This is a genomic window from Lacrimispora indolis DSM 755 (genome assembly GCF_000526995.1).
Taxonomy (GTDB): Bacteria; Bacillota; Clostridia; order Lachnospirales; family Lachnospiraceae; genus Lacrimispora; species Lacrimispora indolis.
This window is the reverse complement of the sequence record NZ_AZUI01000001.1, coordinates 4026901-4049315: the sequence shown is the minus strand read 5'-3', so window position 1 is coordinate 4049315 and position 22415 is coordinate 4026901. Positions and strand designations below refer to the sequence as shown.

Sequence of the window (22415 nt, the reverse complement as noted above, 5' to 3'; positions counted from 1 at the left end):
ATGATTGAATCTGCAAATTCTTTTATAACAAAGCCGCTGCGCTTAAACCTGAAAGCGCAGCGGCTCTTACTCTGTCATAAGCCCATATTATCCGGTCCAAATCCCATTGGCAGCAGTTCCTTCAAAGAAAAGATCTGATACTCTTCTCTTCCTGCCGCCAATATGATCCGGAACGTGTCCGGGTCGCAGAATTCCATCATCACCTGGCGGCAGACTCCGCAGGGAGCCGTGATCCCTGTGGGAACTCCCCCTTTTCCTCCAACAATGCAAATGGCTTTAAATTCTCTCACACCCTGGCTGACCGCCTTAAAAAATGCCGTGCGCTCCGCACAGTTGCTGGGAGTGTAAGCAGCATTTTCAATATTGCATCCCTGATACAATGTACCGTCGGCAGACAACAGCGCTGCTCCCACTTTAAATCCTGAATATGGAGTATAGGCTTTTGCCATAGCCTCAAATGCCTGATCAATCATTTCCTTTACAGGAAGCTCTTCTACCAACGCTTCCCCGTAAGTTCCGGCATTTTCCTCTGTTTTTTCTTTCATCTCCAGCTTCCTTTCCGTGCCCGCTCCCGTAAGTCAAAATCCAAGGTTTCCGGGATCTACAGTTCCAGGGCAATTTCCATCATTTTTCCAAATCCCAGCTGCCGCTCCTCTGCGCTGAGTTTTTCTTCACCATAAATCAAATCAGAAATTGTCAGCAAACAAAGGGCTTTCTTTCCGGCCGCAGCTGCATTCATGTATAAAGCTGCTGTTTCCATTTCCACGGCTAAAACCCCCATGCCGCGCCACTTGTCATTGACATTGGTATCGTGATTATAGAAAACATCAGAAGAAAGGACATTGCCCACGACCACTTTTGTTCCCAGTTTTCCGGCTGCTTCCGCCGCTTTTACCAAAAGTCCGTAATCGGCAACAGGAGCAAATGTGCCCGGAAGGCCAAACTGATAAGCGTAATTGGAATCCGTGCATGCACCCATTGCAATCACCACATCCATAAGCTTCACCTGGTCCTGTAAAGCACCGGCTGAACCGATGCGGATAATCTGGTCCACATCATAAAAATGGTACAGCTCATAGGAATAAATGCCCATGGACGGCATTCCCATCCCGCCTCCCATAACGGAAATTTCCTTTCCCTTATAGGTCCCTGTAAATCCGAGCATGTTCCTGACCGACGTCACCTGAACCGGATTTTCCAGATACGTTTCCGCAATGTACTTTGCCCGCAGAGGATCTCCAGGCATTAAAACTGTTTTTGCTATTTCTCCTTTTTTTGCCCCATTATGGGCGGTTGGTGTCATCTCCATTAGATCGCCTCCTCTTTTATAATTCATCCTGACGGATCATGAAACGTATGGCCTCTACCGCCGTCCGGATGGCCCCATCCGTATCATGGACGATGGGATTTTCCAGGCCGTGTCTGGCCCGTTCCTGATTAGCTATCACCAGGAATACGGAACCGGCCCTCACCTTAAGGGAGCTGGCAACGATAAAGAGTGCCGCCGACTCCATCTCCGAAGCCTTACAGCCTAAGTCCACCCATGCCTTCCATTTGTCCAGGAGTTCATGGGATACAGGCTTTGTCTCCGGAGAATGCTGCCCATAAAAAGAATCCTTACACTGGACAACTCCTACATGATACGGTTTCTCCAGCGCTTTTGCCGCCTCTGCCAGGGCGTTTGTCACTTGAAAATCCGGAACTGCCGGAAACTCGATGGGAGCGTATTCCCTGCTGGTTCCCTCCGCGCGGATGGCTCCGTTAGCTATGACCAAGTCCCCGCTTTTTACCTCCATATCCATTCCCCCGCAGGTGCCCACGCGGATAAAAGTATCGGCACCGGACATCACCAGTTCTTCCATGGCAATTGCAGCCGACGGTCCTCCGATTCCCGTGGAGGTCACACTGACCGCCTGGCCGTCTAAGGTACCGGTATAAGTCACATACTCCCTGTTGTCCGCAATCAGCCTGGGATTGTCAAAATATTTTGCAATCAGGGCACAGCGCTTGGGATCTCCGGGCAGGATGACATACCTGCCCACATCTCCTTTCCCCACCTGGAGGTGATACTGTTTTCCTTCTGTTTCAGAATAATTAGTCATATCAAATCCGCCCTTCGCTAAATCTCATTCTCATCAATTTTTTCTGCTACCACCGCTTTGATCCGCTGGTATTGTTCTTCATTTATAATGATGGTCCTTCCTTCCCGGGAGATATATCCATTGTCCTCCATCTGGCTGATGCACCGGTTCACTGTCTTCACACAGAGTCCTGTGCTGTTGGACAAATCCTTTCTTGTCAGCTGTATGCGGCAGATGCCACGGCGGGAGGATTTCCGGTAAATCTGCAAAAAGAGCAGAAACAGTCTGTCGCTTCCCTGTAAAAATAAAAACAGACGCTCTTTCCTGACCTGCTCCAGAAGATAGATTCCCATGGCCTTCACCTGTTCTAAAACCGCATGGATATCCGACAGCATCCAGCGGCTGAACTGATCCTTTGACACGCAAAGAAACCGGCAGTCTGTCTCTGTCATCAAGGTGGTCCGGTATAAGTCAAAACCCATGAGGAATTCCATGGCACCGAACACCTCTACCGGATAGAATCTTGTATAATCGTAGGTAATCTCCTGAACCCGGTAATCCGTCGCCTTTACGATGCCCTCCACCAGAATATAAATGGTATCAACGGGTTCATTTTCATGAATAAAGGTGGTGCCTTTTTTCAGCTTTACGATCTTAAATGCCTCCAGAAGCCATTTAGGCGCGTTGGCCAGATAATTATTTAAATATTCCCGCGACTCACTGCGGAGTTCATTGATTAAGGACATAGCATCGTTCACGGTCTTCCTCCTTTCGTTTCTTCACCTTCTTCATTTTACCTCATGATCCATTAAAAATCACTCTTATCTTGCATCTTTTTCGTATGGCTGTCCGCTGGCTTTGGGCGCAGAGGACTTTCCTACAAACAGAATCAGGATCACGATGGTAATGATATAAGGCAGCATGGCCAGAATCGAGGAAGGAACTGCAAATCTTCCCCCTCCCAGGGTAACGGTAAGGGCCTGGGCCGCTCCGAATAATAAACAGGCGCCATATGCCCCATGAGGAGTCCATTTTCCGAAAATTACGGCCGCCAATGCAATAAATCCCTGTCCGCTGATGGCGGTAGGCGTAAACTGGGGAATAATGGCAAGAGTCATGGACGCCCCGCCAAGGCCGGCCAAAACACCGGAAGCCAAAACGCATACATACCTGATTTTATATACATTAAGACCCATGGTATCCGCTGCTGCCGGATGCTCTCCCACTGCCCGGATATGAAGTCCCCATTTTGTCTTATAAAGCAAAAACCATAAAAAAACCGCTAATACAAGGGCAATGACGACCGTTACATCTACATTTAAATTCTGAAACGCCCCTTTGTTTACGCTTCCAAACAGCTTGGGAATCTTATTTGGCACCGGCAGTGACATGGTGGCACCGTCAAAAAGAAGACGGCAGGCAAACAGAGCCACACCGGGACCGATTAAATTGATGGCAATGCCGGAAATGGTCTGATCAGCCTTGCATGTAATGGAGGCAACGGCATGAAGAAGGGCAATCATACCTCCTGCCAGGCCGGCAGCAAAAAATCCTGCCCAGGCATTTCCTGAATAATAACCAACGGTAGCCCCAGTAACCGCTCCGATGGTCATCATACCTTCAATTCCGATATTGGTAACGCCGGACCGCTCCGACACCACTCCTCCCAATGCAGCAAATACCAAAGGAGTGGAATACATAAGTGTAATGCCCACAAACAGCATCAGACTGTTAAGCATGTTTTTTTCCTCCCTTCGAAAAACGGTCCACCAGCGGCGGAATGATACGGGTCAGCGCAACAAAAAATACGATAACACCGATGACGATATTGATGATTTCTGACGGAGCCCCTACTTCATACTGCAAGGACTGGCCTCCATAGATCAAACCGCCGAACAGCAGCCCTGCAAAAATACAGCCCACAGGAGAACTGGCTGCAATCAGACAAACCGACAATCCGTTAAAGCCCGTGTTTTCAAAGGCCGCCAAAGTGGCGATTCCGTGAGGAGAATTTCCTGTAATATAAAGAGCCGCCGCCAATCCGCAGATGGCTCCGGAAATGAGCATGGAGTGGAGGATGTTTTTATTTACATAAATGCCCGAAAATTCTGCCGCACTCTTATTAAAGCCCACCGCTCTCAGCTCAAATCCCTTTGCTGTTTTATAGAGAAGGAACCAGATAAACACCGCCAGAATCACTGCAATGAGGATTCCCACGTTCACATCTGTTTTCAGAACGGTATTGCGCAAAAATTCATTCTGTGCAAGGGCCGCCTTTCCCGCTTCCGTTGTCTTGTAATTTCCCAAAATCATGGTATAGCCGGAACGGTTGATGGGATAGGTTCCAATGGTATCCGGCTTGTGAAACCGGTTTAAGGTACAGATATAGTTAGAGAAATAAAGAGCAATCCAGTTTAACATAATGCTGGTAAGAACCTCGTGAATGCCGAATTTCGCCTTTAAAAAACCGGCAATCCCGCCATAGACTGCTCCGGCCGCCACTCCTGCAAAGATGACCAGAGGAACCTGGATCACCGGCGGAAAATCGAAAAGAATACCAACCACGGTAGATGCCACGCAGCCCATGATAAACTGGCCTTCTGCTCCGATGTTGAAAAGTCCGGTCTTAAACGCAAATGCCACTCCGATCCCCGTAAGAATCAGGGGCGTACTTTTAATGATTACATTGGAAATGTGTTTCGGACTGGAAAAGACTCCGTCAAATAAGACGGTCAGGGAATGAACCGGCGGATATCCCGCTGCCGCCAGTATGATTCCCGCTACAATGAATCCAAAGAAAACAGCGATCAAAGTCATTGTCAATGGCTTTTTTAAAATCTTTACCGTTCTATCCATGATTCTTTCCTCCTGCCATTAACAGACCGATTGTATTTTCATCTACGGTTCCCTGGGCAAACGTGTCCTGAATCTTTCCGTCATAAATCACTGCGATGGTATCGGAAACATTCATGACCTCATCCAGCTCAAAAGAGATTAAAAGCACTGCTTTTCCCTTATCCCGCTCGTTTATCAAAGTCTTATGAACCGTTTCAATGGCTCCCACATCAAGTCCTCTCGTGGGCTGTACTGCAATCAGGATTTCCGGATTCATGGAAACTTCCCGGCCGATGATGACCTTTTGCTGATTTCCTCCTGAAAGCTCCCCGACCCGTCTGGAACCGCAGCCCTCCGGGCGGACATCATATTCCTGAATAATGGTTTTCGTAAACTCCTCCATTTTCTTTCTGTTTAAGATTCCGTTTCTGGAAAACGGCTCTTTGCGGCACCGTTCCAATATGGCATTCTCATTTACCGTGAAATCCAGTACAAGGCCTCTCTTCTGCCTGTCCTCGGGAATAATGCTGACGCCACTGTCTATGACTGTTCTGGGATCTGTATTGGTGATCGCTTTTCCGCAGACAGTAATGCTTCCCTTTTCTGCCGGCACCAGGCTGTTGATGGCCTCAACCAGTTCCTTTTGCCCGTTGCCGTCAATTCCGGCGATACCTACGATTTCACCCCTGCGCACCGTTAAATTCAGACCCTTTACCGCTTCCAGCTTCTTCTCATTTTTCACAACAAGATCCTTGATTTCCAATACCGTTTCTCCCGGCTTTGCCGGCGTCTTATCCACCACAAGCTTTACTTCATGGCCTACCATGAGAGTGGCCAGCTCCTGGCCTGAAACCTTTTCTACTGACACCGTATCAATGTATTCTCCCCGTCGGATGACGGTACAGGTATGGGAGGAGGCCTTGATTTCCTTTAACTTATGGGTGATAATAATGATGGCTTTTCCATCCTTTATAAGATTGCGCATGATGGACAAAAGATCTTCTATTTCCTGAGGAGTCAAAACAGCGGTAGGCTCATCAAGAATCAAAATTTCTGCCCCCCGGTACAATGCCTTTAATATCTCCACTCTTTGCTGCATTCCCACAGAAATATCGCAGATCCTGGCATCCGGATCCACTTCAAGGCCATACTTTTCCACGATTTCCAGAATCTGTTTCCTGGCCTTTTTCATATCCACAACACCTGCCCGGGAAGTGGTTTCATTTCCCAGAATAATGTTCTGTGTAACCGTAAAATCCTCCACCAGCATAAAATGCTGATGAACCATACCAATGCCGTTTGCTATGGCTGTATTCGGGTTTTTTATCTCCACTTTTTTTCCGTTGATATAGATCTCGCCCTCATCGGCCTGATACAATCCATACAGTACATTCATCAGCGTCGATTTCCCCGCACCGTTTTCACCTAAAAGAGAATGAATGCTGCCCTTCTTCACATCCAGGCTCATATCCTTCAAAGCGTAAAATGCCCCGAACCGTTTTGTGATTCCGTGCATCTGGACCGCATAATCGCTGCTTATCGTGGCCATCTCAATACTTTCTCCTTTCATTATTGTCCATGCTTTCTGGACATAAAGGTATACCCGCTGGGTGTTTCGCTTATACACCGCAGGCCTTTATGACTCCTGCGGTGCAATTTTTCATTCCTATTCAGCGATAAATGCCTCGTATTCCTCTTTTGTGGTGGGCGGTGTCAGCTCGCCGTTTCTTATTTTGTCTTCCACCTTTAACGTATCTTCATAAACGCCTTCCGGCATGTTGCCATGCTCCTCAGGAATTCCTACGCATTCTTCCTTTAAGCCGAAGGTAAGGGTCTGACCGCCGATCTTCTGGCCGTTTATTGCCTGCTCAGATACTTCCTGTACTGCTTTTCCAACTAACTTAAGAGCTGATGTGAGCACGTTTTCCGGTGCTAAATATGCCTGATCCCGGTCTACGCCGATCACCCATTTGTCTGCTTCCTTGGCAGCCTCAATTACACCGGTTCCTGTGCCGCCTGCAGCGTGGTAGATCACGTCACAGCCATCGGAATACATCCTTGTGGCAATGGCTTTTCCTTTGGCCGCATCGCTGAAGCTCTCCGCATACTGCACGGAAATATCAATATCCTTTCCAAGCTCTTTGGCCGCATACTTTACGCCGGCCTCATAGCCGTACTGGAACTGGTCGATCAGACCTGAGGAAATTCCGCCTACAAAGCCCACTTTTCCGGTCTGTGTTGTCCGCCCGGCCACATAGCCTACCAAAAAGGACGGCTCCTGGGCACGGAACATAACACCTGTTACATTGGAGGGCGTATCCTCATAGGCATTGTCGATAATCGCATACTGGATATCCGGATTGCTCCCTGCCGCCTCCAGCACTGCATCAGCACAGGCATAGCCCACTCCCCATAACAAATTGGCACCGCTGTCTCCCAGTCTCTCCAGATTCGTCACAAAGTCTGATGCCTGCTTTGACTCGATGTAATTGACCTCTGCACCGGTCTTTTCCTTTAACTCGGTGAGTCCTTCCCATGCAGACTGGTTAAAGGACTGGTCATTGATACCGCCTGTGTCCGTAATCATTGCTACAGAAAAGCTGCTCTTTCCTCCGGTAGTCTCTTCCTGAGTCTTTGCGCTTTCTGTTTTGCCGCCTCCGCATGCTGAAAGGGACAATACCATCGCTGCTGTTAAACCGAACACAATACCTTTTTTTGCTTTCATAAATCTAATTCCTCCACTTTTTATTTTATACAATTTGTATATTATTAAATCCGCATTTCACTGCCAGTTCCTTCAGTTTCTCCATTTGTTCCGGAGGCGGACTTTTTCTTGTTTCCATTTTTCCTTTTACTCCAAAATTGCGGAATGCAATGAGCTTCAGCTTAAATTCTTCCAGATAAGGTCTGACTTCATCTGCCACACCCGCGATGACATCCTCCATATCCACTTCCCTGTCATCTGCCTGGCCAGAGCCGGAAGAAGCTTCCGCCTCAAGACATACAAGCCTTACCTCATGCAATTTTCCTGTCTCGGCCAGATATTTTAAATTTTTCTTGACAAGCCGGTTATCTCCGCCTGTCAGCCGGTGAAATACATGATAGTCCCAGGCTTTTACATCTAACATGACTTTGTCCGTTACCGCCATGAGCTTTGGATACCTGGAAAAATCCACGCAGCCGTTGCTGTCTAAATAACAGGACAGCCCGGCTTTTCCTGCAAGCGTAAACAATTCTGTGAGAAATTCCGGATACAGGCTGCATTCACCGCCAGACACAGTGATCCCCTGGATAAATGGCATGTTTCTTTCAATCTGCTCCCATACTTCCATAGCCTTCATCCACCGCACCTTAGGCGATGCGTAATTGGGACAGACCCGGATGCAATTGTCGCACTGGGTACAAGCTGCCTCATCCCATATCACATTTGTGCCTGAAAGGAATAATGCGCCTGCAGGGCACTGGCTGACACAAATACCGCAGCCGATGCATAGCCTCTGTGTCTCCGGGTTATGGCAGTAAGCGCAGGCAATGTTACAGCCCTGGACGAACACCGCAGTCCGGCAGCCAGGCCCATCCACAACGCTTAAGGGAATCATTTTGTTAACCGGGGCTATCACGTCAGCGCCCTGACTTTCCGGTTCTCCAGATGTGCATTACGGTAGTTATCTCCACCCAGGTGCACGGTATTCTGAAGCACTGCTTCACCCTCATAATATTTTTCCATTTCACTTCGTTTTACCAAATATCCTGTGATCCGGACCAGATCGCTGTCTGATGCGTAAAAGCTTATATACTTGTCTCCCAGAGAAAACGCTCCCTTTACAATATCCAGCATTGCTGCCGGATTATTTCTTCCCGTAGGATCAAAGGAGAAGATGTCCGCACAGCCTGTAGGGAAAAACTTGTGGAACCTGGCACTGTGGCGAAGGTGGTCATACATGCGCTCCGGCTCCATTCCTACGGGAATCCGCACTCCTGAGGTAATTCCGTGATCCGAATCAATTCCCACCTGGGCATGAAGGGCGAAATGATCGTCAAAAATTTCAGAATACAGCGCTTTTGCTCCTTTTGCATAATCTGCAATTACCTGCATGATCTGCTCTGCCAAGTCATCTGCTTCTTCATTGTGGCCATATGTCTTTTCCGGATCATTCATCAGCATATTTGCACATTCCGCCAGCCCTACGACCCCGAACATGGCAAGGAATTTATCTCTGAAAATAAAGCCTTCCAGGGAAAGGAACGATGTCTCAAAGAAATTGGATTCTTCCACAAGGAAACGAATTCTTTCATTCATATAATTTCCCATGCGGTCAAGGCAGTCAGGCAAAAGCTCTTTTAAAAACTGTTCTCTGTTCTCTGCATTTGCGGCCAGTTTTGGAAGCACGATCCTCACCAGCGTGTAGGAGCCGCCGCCCACTGGAAGAATATTATAGCAGCTGGATATGCCGTAATCACCATAGGTATCCTTGTGCATCTTATGGTTGCAGACAGCCGGGTTGGCACAGTAGAGGGAGGTGTAAAGCGCAAACTCTGCATAGGAATCCGGTGTAATATCCCTGTCATATTTCAGTGTTAAGTTGGGAACGGCATTCTGAAGCTCCTTTTCAAGCTTTAAAATCAGCCTTCCCGCCCTGGTCTCTTCCGGCCCTAAATTGGCATGACAGAACCCATCGGTTATGGTCCGGTCCAGATAAATGAGAAACAGCTTCAGCTTCTTTTCCGCTTCCTCATCCGTCACCCCGTCAAGAAACGGTTCAATCAGCTTATCAATGTTGCCAAGATAAACGGGATAACTGGTGATGGATGGGACGTGGCGGTACAGAATCATTAAAAACTGCAGCACTTCATCCAGGTCTTTCGGCGCTTCCAGCTGTAAAAACTCACATCCGTTTTTTACTGCTTTTTCATAATCCGGCATCACATATCTGGGGCGATAAGGTGCATGCCCCTCATCCAGATCGCAAATTGCTCCAATGTCCATATAACGGCGCGTCTCTTCCGGTATGGAAAGCACCTCCAGACTATTTTCTGCTGCATGTGCAAGCGCCACGACCTTCTGCTCATAAGTCAGTCCCTTTGATGTTACAATGTCTAAGATCTTGTTCATACATTCCACCTCTTTCATTTCGAGCTATGTCCGCCATAAAAGGACTTATATCTCATATGCTCTGGAAATAAAGACATTGTAACAATTATTTTTTATTATCAAAAGGACTCATGTCCTTTTTGGCGAAAATATTATTCGATTTGTGCATTAGTGATATTTTTACTGGCAGAATTTTAGTAAAATAGTAACAATCGGGTCGGTCACCATTACTGACCATCAAAATAAAATTCACAAGAACCCGATTCTATGGTTTTTACGGCCTTTTGTTTTTCCCCAGGACGCAGCCTTGTGATCAAAAAAGCTGATAAGCTCTCTGTCGAAAGCTTATCAGCTTTTTGCCGTGGCAATTCTCAGGCCCTGCCTGCTCATTTGGTCATATGATCTCAGCGGCCCATTGGCGCTCTCCCGCTTTACTTGTCAAGAGATAAATTCATAATGATTACCGTTTGATCTTTATTTCCATAGTTTTTTTTCACTCTGTCCAGTTCTGCATAACCCATTTTCTCCCAGAACTTATATGCGCCCTTATTCTCTTCCACTACCCCAATTCTTAATGCCGCGCCATGTTCTTGTGAAACCCAGGTTTTTATAAGATCATGCAATGTTCTTCCCAAACGTTTTGCTCTTTCTTTTTGGTCAATCATCAACAAACCTATGATCCATTCTCCAGGCACTTTATAATCTTTTACAATATCAATTACCCCAATTAAAGCACCTTTCTCTTTATATATCCCAAAAACATATTTGTCCTTTGGTTCTTTTCCCGGCGGCAAGTCAAATAAAATACTGTTTGCCGCATCTTTTTCAGGCGGCCTGCCTTCAATTAACTCAAAATAATCGGAACATCGTTGGCATAAGTCTTGTAAATCAGTCTCATCATCTCCTGACAGCAACCGGATATTGTATTCCTGCTGCCCCATTATGTTCTTTCCTATCAATATAGATCATCCTTTCTGTATTCAGGAAAACTATCTTAAGGTTGCTGCTGCAATATATTTTGTCATATAATTTACCCCTTTCTAACCATATCACAGGCCAGCCATTACCCCAGAATCAGCGGAAGCACTGTAATTGCAAGAGTAATAGCCCCACCCCCTGCAATCACAAGGCAGCTGACGCTGTAATTACGCCACAATACCTGATATTATGTTTCATATTTTAAAGGAATAATAATAAGACTTTCCCTTTTCCGTCATCTGCCGGATATCCACCTTAAAAATATCGCTGATACAGCTATGGACTTTGTTGTCTGAAACTTCTTCATAAGCAACCACCCTCCCATTCTCCATCACGGCCAGACGGTCAGAATAATTGAGAGCCAGGTTGAGATCATGCAAAACCAGAACAATGGTCTTTCCAAGCTTCCTGTTTAAACTGCTTATGAGCTCCATGATTTCATAGGAAACATTAATATCAAGATAAGTCGTCGGCTCATCCAGAAAAATCACCGGGGTATCCTGAGCCAGTACCATGGCAAGAAAGGCACGCTGGCGCTCCCCTCCTGAAAGCCTGCGCATATTTTTATTTCGAAGAGAGTCGCAGCAGGTCATTTTCATGGCATATTCCGTCAGCCTTTTATCCTCGGCAGAAGAAAAACTGACTGGGGACTGGTAGGGGTATCTTCCCGACATCACCGCATCCTCCACCGCCATGTCCGGTATGTGGCTGCTTTGGAGCAGTACGGATACATTTCTGGCAAACTCCTTCCTCCTCATGCCGCCTATCTCTTTATTCTCTAAAAACACCTTCCCCTCCCTGGGATGCAAAAGTCGGGAAGCAAGCTTTAACACAGTGCTCTTTCCGCATCCGTTAGGGCCGACGATGGTGGTTATCTTTCCCTTTTCAAAGCTTAAATCCATTTCCCGGATCAGCGGCTGTCTGTTATAAGAATAAGTCACGCCCTCAAGCCTGATCATAAGCTCCATCACCCCTTCCGCTTGTTTTTAAGAATCAGATAAAGAAAAAACGGACCTCCCATAAAAGACATTAAGATCCCTACCGGCAGTTCATAAGGCAGGAATAAGGTTCTTGCCAGCAGATCACACAGAATAACAAATATGCCTCCCGTTAAGGCACTGGCCGGAAGGACAAACCGATTATCCTGACCAATGATCAATTTTATCCCATGGGGAACCAGAAGACCCACAAAGCCGATCATTCCGGCAAAGCTGACTGCCGCGCCTGCAAGGACAGCCGCTATGGTTAAGTAAATACACCGGCAGACGTTTACATTCATGCCCAGGGCCTGTGCACTGTCTGCGCCAAGATTTAAAATGTTAAGTCCTTTGGAAGAAAACAGTGCCAAAAGAAAACCTGCAGCAATAAACACTGACGGATAAACAAGAGCATTGGAAGTCACCGAGGAAAGGCCTCCCACCAGAAAATTTCCCGCGCCTACATAGGCATCCGGATATAAAATCATAACCGTATTCATTCCTGCGCTGAAAATGCTGTTAATCACAAAGCCTGTTAAAACCAGCAGGACCCTTGACATCCTGCCGAACATGGTAATTGCCAGAACCAGCATACAGGCAAGGAGCGCGCCGGAAAATGCCGATAAAGGCAGGAAAAACGGATCTGCCGGAAGAAAAGCAGATGCCAGAAGTACCATCAGTCCTGCCCCTGCATTGACTCCTATGATATTGGGACTTGCCAGGGGATTGTTAAGCACGGACTGAATGATGGCGCCGGATACCGCAAGCGCGCTACCTGAAAGCAGGGCACCCAGAACTCTGGGAAGGCGCACGGTCAAAAGTATCCGGTATAAGGAATCATCGGTCTTGCCTGAAGCAAATGTTGCAATAAGCACAGACGGCATGATGTTGCTGGCTCCCAGGCATAATCCCAGCATAACCGAAACCGCCAGGCCTGCGGCTGACAATAGGATAAGCAGCCGCGCCTTATTATTTCTTTCCATAAAGAATCTCCGAAAGGTATGTATAGCTTTCTCCCCATTTCTCGTTTGGTTTATAAAGGAATTTTTCCTTTGGCAAAAGTATGTAACGGTCATTTTTAACGGCAGTAAGGCCATTCCATGCAGGATTATTTTCAATGCTTTCCTTTAAATTTTTCATGGCAAGAGCATCGTCATTTCCCATGGGAATCACAAAAATATAGTCTGGATCTTCCTTTACGATGCTTTCCATGCTGAACTCCTTTAAAAGGCTCTGATTCTCATCAGCTATATTCTGGCACCCCAGATCCTTCAGCATCTTTCCTGTCATGGTTTTGGAATTCTGCGCCACCGCTCCGCCGGAATAGGTGATGAGAAGCAAAACAGAAGGCGGCTCCTGAGCCTTTGCGGCAGAAAGGGTCTTCTCAATCTCTTTCTTTACTGCCAGCCCGTTTTTCTCATACAGCTCATTTTTTCCGGTTATTTCCGTGCAGGTTTTCAGCATGGATAAATAGTCCTCAAAGTATGTCACTTTAAAATAGGCCGCCGGGATGCCCGCCTGCTTTAAAACCTCTCTGAGCGCTCCATGTTCCTTGGTTTCTGATGACAATATGACCAGATCCGGGTTTAAGGCTATGATTTTTTCTACATTGGGACTGTTGTATTTCCCCACGGAAACGGTTTCCTCCGAAAGCTCCAGGCCCCTTTCATCAAACGCATCATCCGTAACTCCTGTCAGACTGCCTCCGGCTGACAGCCAGATCTCTGCAAAACTTCCCATCAAAGCGACCACGCGCTTTGGATGGTCAACCGTTACTTCCTGACCAAGGGCATCAGTAAAGCGGTACCCTTCCGGCGTCCCGGAAGCCGGTTCTGCTGCTCTGCTGCCGCATCCGGCAAGCATATTTAAAATCATAAGAAGCATCACTGCATACACCATAGTTTTTATCTTCAATTGACCAACGCACCTTCTTCGCATAATTGTTTTCCATAAGCACAATAACTGTCTTCCGCCATATAATCCCCGTCATTATAATATCCTGCACGTGCACGGCATCCCCCGCACTCTTTTCCGAAAACGCAGTCACTGCATGTCCCCTTGTAAGCCTGGGTGCGCAGAGTTTTAAACAGACTGCTGTTTTTCCAGATCTCGCCAAAAGGCTCTTTTCGGACATCTCCTGCTTCCTCAACCATATAGGCACAGGGACGGACCTTTCCCACAGGACTTACCACACAATAAGAAAGTCCGGCAAGACAGCCCCTGGTAAAACGGGTATCCACCTCCATCTGCTTTGCCACCCGTATAAACTGAGGGGCGCAGGTGGGCTTGATATCAATGGGTACCTCCTTTTGCTTGGCCATAATGGTCTGGAGAAGCTTTTCGTATTCCATGACTTTCAAAGAAGTTTCCTCCAGATATATCCCTCTGCCAACCGGAATCAGGAAAAACAGATAATTGGCGGAAGCACCGGATCTCACACCGAAATCAATAATATCCCCCACTTCATCCTGATTCCAGTCCATGATCGTCGTATGTATCTGAAAGGGCAGACCGGCCTTTCTGCAGTTCTCAATTCCCTCCAGGGTCAGCCGGTATGCATTTTCATCTCCCCTGAATTTGTTGTGTTTTTGTTCATCCAGGCTGTCAAGGCTGATTCCCATGGCCGCTGCTTTGCACTCCTTCAGCTTTTTAGCTGTCTCTTCCGTGATCAGCATACCATTGGTGCCAAAGACAGGACGAAGGCCAGCACTGGCTGCATAGGATACCAAAGTATAAATATCCGGACGCATCAGCGGTTCCCCTCCGCTGAATATCATGATGCGAAAACCGGCTCCGGCAATTTCATCGATCAGCTTTTTCGCTTCTTCCGTTGTTAATTCATTTGCCTTTTTATTGCCGGCATCCTGGTAGCAATGTTTACACTTAAGATTACACTGGTTTGTTGTCATCCACGAAACTATCATATGCATTCTCCTTGTATTATACTTTAAACCATTTAATTCATCATAATTACAACAACCCTTTTTCATTCCACATATTTTTAACCTTTAACGGCTTTATAGAAATAAAAGCTGTTTTTATCACCTTTTATGAGAAGCTAAAAAAGAGCTTCTTATAAGCTATACTATCATAAATTTCCTGGTTTTTCCATATTAATTCCAGCCTCACAAGCCTGGAAAACCAAGATATAATATACTTGAAAAACAGGCGTAATTTTACAGTATTTAATAAATACTATCAATAACACATCCGCATTCGTTGTAATTACAACAACCAAACCAGAAATCACATGCTATAATAAGCGTATCACACCGACTTGACCGTTATCACATATAGAAAGGAAAACAAAATGACACATTATATAAAAACAACCGATACCATCTTTGATATAACCGAAAAATACCCCGAAACAATCGGATTATTTGTTGCAAACGGCTTTGAGCATTTAAATAATCCTGTCATGCGCAATACCCTTGGAAAAACTGTCACCCTGGAAATGGCTTTATCCATGCGAAAGCTCAATAAGGAGCTTTTCATAGAAAAGCTGGAGGAGGTCATTAATCAAAATCTTCCAAATCTCACTTCCGGGCTCACGCCTACGAGAAAGGAAGACGGCGGCGATATCCGCATTGAGGGCGTACTGCCCTGCCCCATCCGCCTTCCCCTTCTGGAAAAGTTTGAGGTCTGGATGGAATCCCAAAAAGATTTCATGGACTATAAGGTAGACTACAATTTAAAATCCGCCAACCTTGGACTGGATGATGTAAAGGAACGGGTCATAGCCGCAGACGGCAATGCAGACGCCTTATCCGACCTCTATCTGTCGGCTGGCTTTGACTTATTCTTTGATAAAAGCATGATGGGACGTTACCGGGATTTGGGTGTATTTGAGGATATTTCAGATATTAAGCAAATAAATCCTGATTTTGACAATGAGTCCATTTCCTTAAAGGACCCCAAAAACCAGTATGCCATCATCGGCATTGTTCCGGCGGTCTTTATGGTTAATACGGCTGTTTTAGGGGACCGTCCTTTTCCCGAAAGCTGGGCGGATCTAATGAAGCCTGAATTTGAAAACAGCATCAGCATGCCTATGAAGGACTTGGATATGTTTAACGCATTTTTGCTGCACATCCACCGGTATTACGGGGATGAGGGCATTACAAAGATGGGTAAGGCCCTTTTGCGCAGCATGCATCCGGCCCAGATGGTAAAATCCCATATTGCAAAGGAAGGAAATAAGGTCCCGGCCATTACGGTTTCTCCCTACTTTTTTGCCAGCATGGCAGATGAGAAAAGTCCTCTGCGACCGATTTGGCCAAAGGATGGCGCGATCATCAGTCCGATTTTCCTTTTGGCAAGATCAAAGAACAGGGAAAAGGTCAAGCCATTTGTGGACTTCCTCTATTCCAGGGAAATAGGAGATATACTCTCCTCTAACGGAAAATTCCCTTCTACCAATCCGCTGGTGGATAACCACTTAAAGCCGGAGCAGAATTTCATGTGGCTTGGCTGGGATTATATTCACAGCCATGATATCGGAGAACTGATCAAAACTACGGAACAGCTGTTTTATCAGGCAGCAGAAAAGGAGATTGTATGAATCTGATTATTTTTTCAGGCCCCCCTTCCTCCGGGAAAACGTCTGTGATCTTAAAAACCATTGCTTCTTTTCAGAACAGAAATATAAAGGTTGGAGTTGTTAAATTTGACTGCCTTTATACTGATGATGATATTGCCTACGAAAAGGCCGGTATACCGGTTAAAAAAGGACTTTCCGGCGCCCTCTGCCCTGATCATTTCTTTGCTTCCAATATTGAGGAGGTAGTGAATTGGGGCAATGAGGAAAAGCTGGACTTGCTCATCACCGAATCCGCCGGTCTTTGCAACCGCTGTTCTCCTTACTTAAAGGAAATTAAGGGTGTCTGCGTCATTGACAACCTATCCGGCATCAATACCCCGAAAAAAATCGGACCAATGTTAAAATCCGCGGATTATGTGGTCATTACAAAGGGAGATATTGTCTCCCAGGCAGAGCGTGAGGTTTTCGCTTCCTGTGTAAGCTCCGTAAATCCCCGTGCAGTCACAATGCATGTAAACGGTCTGACCGGACAGGGCGCCTATGAGCTGGGAAGCCTCCTTTATGACGAGAACCAGAACATTGAATCCGTCCAAGGCATGCAGCTGCGCTTCCCCATGCCTTCCGCCCTCTGCTCCTATTGTCTTGGAGAAACGAGGATTGGAGAAGCATTTCAGATGGGTAACATTAAAAAAATCAATTTGGGGGCAGATAAGACATGATGGAATTAAGTTTAGACCAGCTGCTTAAGGAATATCCCTTTGCAAGCGCGTATTTTGAACAGAATAAGCTGGATATTACCGGGTATGGGGATAAGACCTTCCAGGAGTATTTAGAGCATTTTACAATAGAAGAACTGGAAGATCAGGCCATTGACAAGGAAAAGCTCCTGTCCAATCTCCCTGTCTACGTGGATCAGATGAGTGCGTTTCTGGGGCTGGAAAAGAGCAACCGGGTTCTTTCCATGACAATTCTGGCAGGATTTGATAAATCAGGCAATCCGGAGGGCTTTTCAGAGCTTACGGTGGAAACCTCACAAATCATTTCCATCGTAGGCCCTACGGGGTCCGGCAAAAGCCGCCTTCTGGCGGATATTGAATGGGCGGCGCAAAAGGATACACCAACAGGCCGCAGCATTTTGATCAACGGAGAAAAGCCGGATAATAAATGGCGTTTTTCCTCCAACAACCGACTGGTGGCACAGCTGTCCCAGAACATGAATTTTGTCATGGACCTTACGGTAGAGAACTTTTTAAGGATGCACGCCGTAAGCCGTCTGGTGGAAAATCCCCAGATCGTTATTGAACAGATTATTTTAGCCGCCAATAATCTGGCAGGAGAAAAGTTTGACTTAACCACTCCTGTCACCAGCTTAAGCGGAGGGCAGTCCAGAGCCTTAATGATCGCTGATACAGCAATTTTAAGCTCTTCTCCCATTGTTCTCATCGATGAAATCGAAAATGCCGGAATTGACCGAAAAAAAGCGCTTGAGCTTTTAGTCTCCTCTGATAAGATCGTTTTAATGGCAACCCATGACCCCCTTCTGGCGCTTATGGCTGACAAGAGGATCATTATTAAAAACGGCGGAATCAGCAAGGTTCTGGATACCAGCGAGGAAGAAAAGCTCTTATTAGAAGGGCTTGAAAAAATGGATTCCCTGATACAGGCTGCACGTCAGGAGCTGCGTAAGGGAAGTACCTTGTCTGCAGACATTCTGGACATGGAACCAGCATTATAATTTTATGGTAACATTTCAGGCGGCGGATGGGTCAGACATCCGCCGCCAAATCAGACATATTCCGGACGAATCGTCATGCAGAGTCAACCGCTAACCATCCAATATTACGATCTTCATTTTTCCTTTTCTCCTGTCCTGCTGCCGGAAATTTCCGTTATTTTTTAACAAGTTCCATATGGGGTTATGAAATTAAATGGCAACAGTATTTCTTTAAAGACAAAAAATGCCTTCTCCGGGATTATTCGGCCCGGAGAAGGCATCAGATATGTTACCTCTGTATCAATAAATTCTCACTTCAAAAATCGTTGCTTCCCTGCTGCCATATGTGGAAATGGCCCTGATCCGGACGGCGTCTCCTTCTGTTCCGTCAAGATATAGCTGCTGAAGCCTCTGGCCCTGGGACTGAGCTGTCATGTGATTCACAACCTTTCCCTCCAAGAGAATCTCCACTTCATACTCCTTTAATAATTCCGGCGGCGGCCCTGACTTCTGTCTGGACAACACGCCCTGGTTTATAGACGGGGTGATCTCTCTGCTTAAATTGGAGTCCAGAACCAGACGTATTTCCTGGATTGTCTTTTTCTCCGGCAGGGAAAGAAGCAGGGACGGACAGCCCTCTATAGGAGCACGCCAGCAGTTTGACTCTCCCTCCACTGTTCTTGCCACTCCGTTTATCACCTTTTCCGGCTCGCCTCCCGGGATATGGCAGGCAGCTGTCACCGCCGCCTGTCTGGCGTAATCAGCAGGATCACGGTTGGCAACAAAGGGAATATAACAGCCATCCTTTAAAAGCTCCTGCTGAAGCTCTCCCACACAATCCAGGACCTCTCTTGGCCCCAGATTCCTTGTTACTGCCATGGAAGCGGCCGTACCAGCCGCCTGGCCCACGACCGCGCAGGTTCCCATGACCCTTGTGGATGAAAATGCCACATGGGAACAGCTGATGGCCCTGCCTCCTAAAAACAGGTTCCGGATGTTTTTTGAATACAGGCAGCGATATGGAATGGAATATATGCCGTTTACCTGGTTCCAGACCGTAGGATCATCGCTCTCATTTAAAAAGCCCTCTACCGTATGGATATCCATGGGCCAGCCTCCATAGGCTACGGCATCCTCAAACCGGGTGCTTTCCAGGCAATCCTTTTCTGTCAGAACATAATCGCCCATGAGCCGGCGGCTTTCCCTTTTTCCAGGCAGAAAGCCCACCCATTCCAGCTCCATTTGCTCCGCTCCATGATCTCCGCCGTTTTTAATATGATCCCATACGCCGAATACAGCTTTTAACAGCTCATCCCGAAGTTCTTCCCCGTGGGAAATCACATCCCGTTCTCCGCCCCCCAGCTCGATCCACCAGTACCCGGAGGTGACATCGCTGTGGTCCCGCAGTCTAAGCTGCTCCTCGGTATAGGTATTGGCCCAGAAGGGCTTTATAAAGGGAACCTCGTGCCCCATATCCCTGGCCTTGAACATGAGGGAATTTCCCATGGTATAGGGGTCCTCTTTTTCCGGAGCCAGGGATTCTCCATATTGGGAACTGCTCTCTCTTCCGATCCGGTACTCAGCTCCCGCTTTAGCCCCCAGCACACCGTCTCCCGTTGCATCTAAAAACATGGTGCCGAAAATGCAGAAGGATTTCTCCGTTGTCATCTGCAGGGCGCACACCGCTTCAATCTTGTCACCATCACACAGGACCTGGGTCATATGAGTATTTAAATAAAGAGTCAGATTCTCCTGGTAATGGACCTTTTCCCACAGGACGGAATCAAAAATCGGATATACCATCTCCGGGTTTCTCCGCTTGTTTTCCAAAAGTATTTCTTCTAAAATCCCGGATTCCCGTGCATTTGGAACCGACATGTGATGATCCGCCCCGCAGATGTGCATCCGGATTTCAGAGCTTGCATTGCCCCCTAACACCGGCCTGTCATGAATCAGGGCAGTTTTCACTCCTCTTCTGGCGGCGGCAATGGCTGCGCAGACGCCGGACATACCGCCTCCCACTACGACAAAGTCATAATGATGGGTTTTCACGGATTCACCCCCAATTCCATCAGACGGCTCTGAACCTTTTTCACTTCAAGGGCTCTGGGCACCATTCCGGAATCAGCGCACATGGCTGCGGCAATACCCACTGCCTGCCCCATATTGGCGCAGATGGGCATGACGCGGTAATTGGAATGGGCCATGTGGGTTCCTGAAATGTTTCTTCCTGCCAGATACAGATTGTCAATTTCCAGAGGCACAAAACAGCCGTATGGGATGGTGTACCCTTTTGTCTGTGGGAAATGCTTTTGACATCCGGTTTCATCAAGGCCGTTGCCGGTCAGGTTGTGCACGTCAAAATTAAAGCTGGCCTTTGCCACTACCCAGTTGTCAAATATCCTCGCCTCCAGTATATCCTGCTCTGTAATGGTCTCTTCTCCCTTAAAATGCCTGGTTTCCCGGATTCCCACCAGGGAGGCGGAGCTGATAATATAACAATTTTCAAAGCCAGGAACGTATCTTCTAAGAAAGTCTACTATTTTCTCCATCTGCTCTCTGCAGACCAGGGTTGCCTTTGTAAGATCCTCTACACTTGTGCCGTCCACTCCGGTGCAGTTGGTCATATTACAGGTAACCACTCCCGGAAGCGTTGTCTTGTATAAGAGCACATGACCCGCTGGACTGGGCAGATATCTTTTCCCAAGCTCCTGTAAATCCCCGTCAGGAAGGGCAAAGCTTTCTTCAAAACCGCCAGGAAAAACACCTCTTTCCTCCTCTACACCTGCCACCTTAAACATGATCGTAGCCGGCTGCATGAGGCCGTCGCCTTCTCTTCCCTTAGAATAAGGAGCGCCGGCCTTTGCCGCTATATCCCCGTCTCCTGTGGCGTCAATGACGATCTTTGCAAGGACAGCCTCTCTGCCTGATTTGCTTTCCAGGATCACTCCCTTAATCACATTTCCTTCCATAATGGCGTCGCTGGCAAAGGTATACAGCCGCAGGCAAACTCCTGCTTCCGTAAGCATGCGGAGAAAAACTGTTTTTAAGCGCTCCGGATTGATGATCTGCCGTCCCTCTCCGGTAAGCTCTGCCGAACGGCTTAAGATTTCCTCGTAAAATCCACCTTCGGTTTTTCCGGTCCAGTGGCTCATAAGCCCGGCCGTGGCAATTCCTCCCACATCTCCCGTCTGTTCCGCAAGCATGGTTACTGCGCCTTCTCTTGCAGCCGCAACCGCCGCCCCGATTCCTGCCGGGCCTCCGCCCAGCACCAGCACATCCACTTCGCGTATTACAGGGATTTCCCTCTTATTTTCTGTTATATATTTCATATTCTCAATCCTATCCTTTCACCGCACCGGCCACCAGGCCCTTGACAAGAAACTTCTGCCCCAGCAAAAATACGAGGAAAGCCGGAATCAGGGCAGAGGCTGCCGCCGCCATAACCAGGTTGTATTCCGTCACACTTTCTTCAATAAAATTCGTAAGGGCAATGGGAATTGTATACATTCTCCAGTCGCTTAAAAATACCAGAGGCTCCAGATAACTGTTCCAGTTCCAAAGGAACACCACCATTGCAAGAGACGCCATATTGGGTTTTGCAATGGGCACCATGATCTTTAACCAAATGAGAAACTCGTGGGCGCCGTCCACCCTTGCCGACTCCCTCAGTTCATCGGGGATCTGCATAAAATACTGGCGCATGAGAAATGTGCCTGTGATGGTAATCAGTCCCGGCAGGATGAGGGTTAAGTGAGTTCCGGTCAGCCCCATTTTGTTGAACATAACAAACTTGGGAATCAGCGTTACCTGGCTGGGGATCATCATGGTAGCCAGATAGATCAGGAACAGAACATTTCGCCCCCTGAACTTTATTTTGGCAAAGGCATATCCCGCCAGTGTGCTGGTAAGCACCGATCCCGTCAGATTGATGACGGCGATCTTTATGGAGTTCCAGTATGCCAGGCCAAAATGGTAATCCCTTGCTGCCAGGCCCCCCACATTCCACACTTTCTTGTAGTTATCCGGATAAAAATATTTTGGTATCCATTCAATCGGCAGCTTCATGACATCCAGCGGAAGCTTCATTGATGCTGAGAGCATCCATAAAAACGGGGTAACCATGGAGACAGCCAGAGCCCCTATGACTACGGTAAACAGGACCCTTAAGATGATCCGTTGATATTTTTTCATT

Annotated in this window: 21 protein-coding genes; 3 read left to right on the top strand and 18 right to left on the bottom strand. The window is 47.3% G+C overall.

The genetic code is table 11. The features are described 5' to 3' along the window. Positions 1-74 precede the first annotated feature (74 nt). The 15 genes from K401_RS0119410 to nirJ2 all read right to left on the bottom strand — a co-directional run bounded on the left by K401_RS0119410 (position 75) and on the right by nirJ2 (position 14887). Positions 75-545 carry a cytidine deaminase gene (locus tag K401_RS0119410; protein WP_024294513.1) on the bottom strand — a complete coding sequence of 157 codons (471 nt, stop codon included), beginning with the start codon at positions 543-545 and terminating at the stop codon, positions 75-77. A gap of 56 nt (positions 546-601) precedes the next feature. Then, positions 602-1309, bottom strand: a complete 708-nt coding sequence (gene deoD, locus K401_RS0119405; RefSeq protein WP_027352384.1) for a purine-nucleoside phosphorylase — start codon at positions 1307-1309, stop codon at positions 602-604. A gap of 16 nt (positions 1310-1325) precedes the next feature. Then, positions 1326-2102, bottom strand: coding sequence for a uridine phosphorylase (udp, locus tag K401_RS0119400; RefSeq protein WP_024294511.1), 777 nt, complete (start codon positions 2100-2102; stop codon positions 1326-1328). A 17-nt stretch (positions 2103-2119) separates the two neighbouring features. Beyond that, positions 2120-2839 (bottom strand): Crp/Fnr family transcriptional regulator, encoded by a 720-nt coding sequence (locus K401_RS0119395; protein WP_024294510.1) that lies wholly within the window; start codon positions 2837-2839, stop codon positions 2120-2122. Between the two features lie 63 nt (positions 2840-2902). Continuing rightward, positions 2903-3820 carry an ABC transporter permease gene (locus K401_RS0119390; protein ID WP_024294509.1) on the bottom strand — a complete coding sequence of 306 codons (918 nt, stop codon included), beginning with the start codon at positions 3818-3820 and terminating at the stop codon, positions 2903-2905. Further along, positions 3813-4937 (bottom strand): ABC transporter permease, encoded by a 1125-nt coding sequence (locus K401_RS0119385; RefSeq protein ID WP_024294508.1) that lies wholly within the window; start codon positions 4935-4937, stop codon positions 3813-3815. The genes K401_RS0119390 and K401_RS0119385 overlap by 8 nt, the downstream gene beginning before the upstream one ends. Next, positions 4930-6465 carry an ABC transporter ATP-binding protein gene (locus K401_RS0119380; protein WP_024294507.1) on the bottom strand — a complete coding sequence of 512 codons (1536 nt, stop codon included), beginning with the start codon at positions 6463-6465 and terminating at the stop codon, positions 4930-4932. Before K401_RS0119380 ends, K401_RS0119385 begins: the two co-directional genes overlap by 8 nt. A 117-nt stretch (positions 6466-6582) precedes the next feature. Further along, positions 6583-7641: a BMP family ABC transporter substrate-binding protein gene (locus K401_RS0119375; RefSeq protein WP_024294506.1), complete on the bottom strand. Its 1059-nt coding sequence runs from the start codon at positions 7639-7641 to the stop codon at positions 6583-6585. A 25-nt stretch (positions 7642-7666) separates the two neighbouring features. Beyond that, entirely contained in the window at positions 7667-8536 is an 870-nt protein-coding gene (locus K401_RS0119370; RefSeq protein ID WP_024294505.1) for a YjjW family glycine radical enzyme activase, read from the bottom strand. After that, a complete protein-coding gene (locus K401_RS0119365; RefSeq protein ID WP_024294504.1) occupies positions 8533-10029 on the bottom strand; it encodes a YjjI family glycine radical enzyme in 1497 nt (498 codons plus the stop codon). Before K401_RS0119365 ends, K401_RS0119370 begins: the two co-directional genes overlap by 4 nt. Before the next feature lie 410 nt (positions 10030-10439). Next, positions 10440-10949, bottom strand: coding sequence for a GNAT family N-acetyltransferase (locus K401_RS0119360; protein WP_024294503.1), 510 nt, complete (start codon positions 10947-10949; stop codon positions 10440-10442). Between the two features lie 231 nt (positions 10950-11180). Next, a complete protein-coding gene (locus K401_RS0119355) occupies positions 11181-11954 on the bottom strand; it encodes an ABC transporter ATP-binding protein (protein ID WP_051152998.1) in 774 nt (257 codons plus the stop codon). Next, complete coding sequence (locus K401_RS0119350; protein ID WP_024294501.1) at positions 11954-12946, bottom strand: FecCD family ABC transporter permease; 993 nt, start codon at positions 12944-12946, stop codon at positions 11954-11956. The genes K401_RS0119355 and K401_RS0119350 overlap by 1 nt, the downstream gene beginning before the upstream one ends. Continuing rightward, positions 12933-13877 (bottom strand): ABC transporter substrate-binding protein, encoded by a 945-nt coding sequence (locus tag K401_RS0119345; protein ID WP_024294500.1) that lies wholly within the window; start codon positions 13875-13877, stop codon positions 12933-12935. Before K401_RS0119345 ends, K401_RS0119350 begins: the two co-directional genes overlap by 14 nt. Next, positions 13874-14887, bottom strand: coding sequence for a putative heme d1 biosynthesis radical SAM protein NirJ2 (gene nirJ2 / locus K401_RS0119340; RefSeq protein WP_024294499.1), 1014 nt, complete (start codon positions 14885-14887; stop codon positions 13874-13876). The genes K401_RS0119345 and nirJ2 overlap by 4 nt, the downstream gene beginning before the upstream one ends. A 386-nt stretch (positions 14888-15273) precedes the next feature. Between nirJ2 and K401_RS0119335 the strand changes: the two genes are divergently transcribed. From K401_RS0119335 to K401_RS0119325, 3 genes are read left to right on the top strand one after another with little or no spacing between them, the layout of a single operon-like run. Next, positions 15274-16527, top strand: a complete 1254-nt coding sequence (locus tag K401_RS0119335; RefSeq protein ID WP_024294498.1) for an ABC transporter substrate-binding protein — start codon at positions 15274-15276, stop codon at positions 16525-16527. Further along, the gene (locus K401_RS0119330; RefSeq protein WP_024294497.1) at positions 16524-17225 is read left to right on the top strand and encodes a GTP-binding protein; all 702 of its coding nucleotides are present in this window, start codon (positions 16524-16526) and stop codon (positions 17223-17225) included. The genes K401_RS0119335 and K401_RS0119330 overlap by 4 nt, the downstream gene beginning before the upstream one ends. Further along, entirely contained in the window at positions 17222-18241 is a 1020-nt protein-coding gene (locus K401_RS0119325; RefSeq protein WP_024294496.1) for an ATP-binding cassette domain-containing protein, read from the top strand. The genes K401_RS0119330 and K401_RS0119325 overlap by 4 nt, the downstream gene beginning before the upstream one ends. A 279-nt stretch (positions 18242-18520) precedes the next feature. Here the strand turns inward: K401_RS0119325 and K401_RS0119320 are convergent, their stop codons facing one another. The 3 genes from K401_RS0119320 to K401_RS0119310 are packed head-to-tail and all read right to left on the bottom strand — an operon-like array spanning position 18521 to position 22414. Beyond that, the gene (locus K401_RS0119320) at positions 18521-20272 is read right to left on the bottom strand and encodes an FAD-dependent oxidoreductase (RefSeq protein ID WP_024294495.1); all 1752 of its coding nucleotides are present in this window, start codon (positions 20270-20272) and stop codon (positions 18521-18523) included. Continuing rightward, positions 20269-21552 carry an FAD-dependent oxidoreductase gene (locus tag K401_RS0119315; RefSeq protein ID WP_024294494.1) on the bottom strand — a complete coding sequence of 428 codons (1284 nt, stop codon included), beginning with the start codon at positions 21550-21552 and terminating at the stop codon, positions 20269-20271. The genes K401_RS0119320 and K401_RS0119315 overlap by 4 nt, the downstream gene beginning before the upstream one ends. Before the next feature lie 10 nt (positions 21553-21562). Then, entirely contained in the window at positions 21563-22414 is an 852-nt protein-coding gene (locus K401_RS0119310) for a carbohydrate ABC transporter permease (protein ID WP_024294493.1), read from the bottom strand. Position 22415 lies beyond the last annotated feature (1 nt).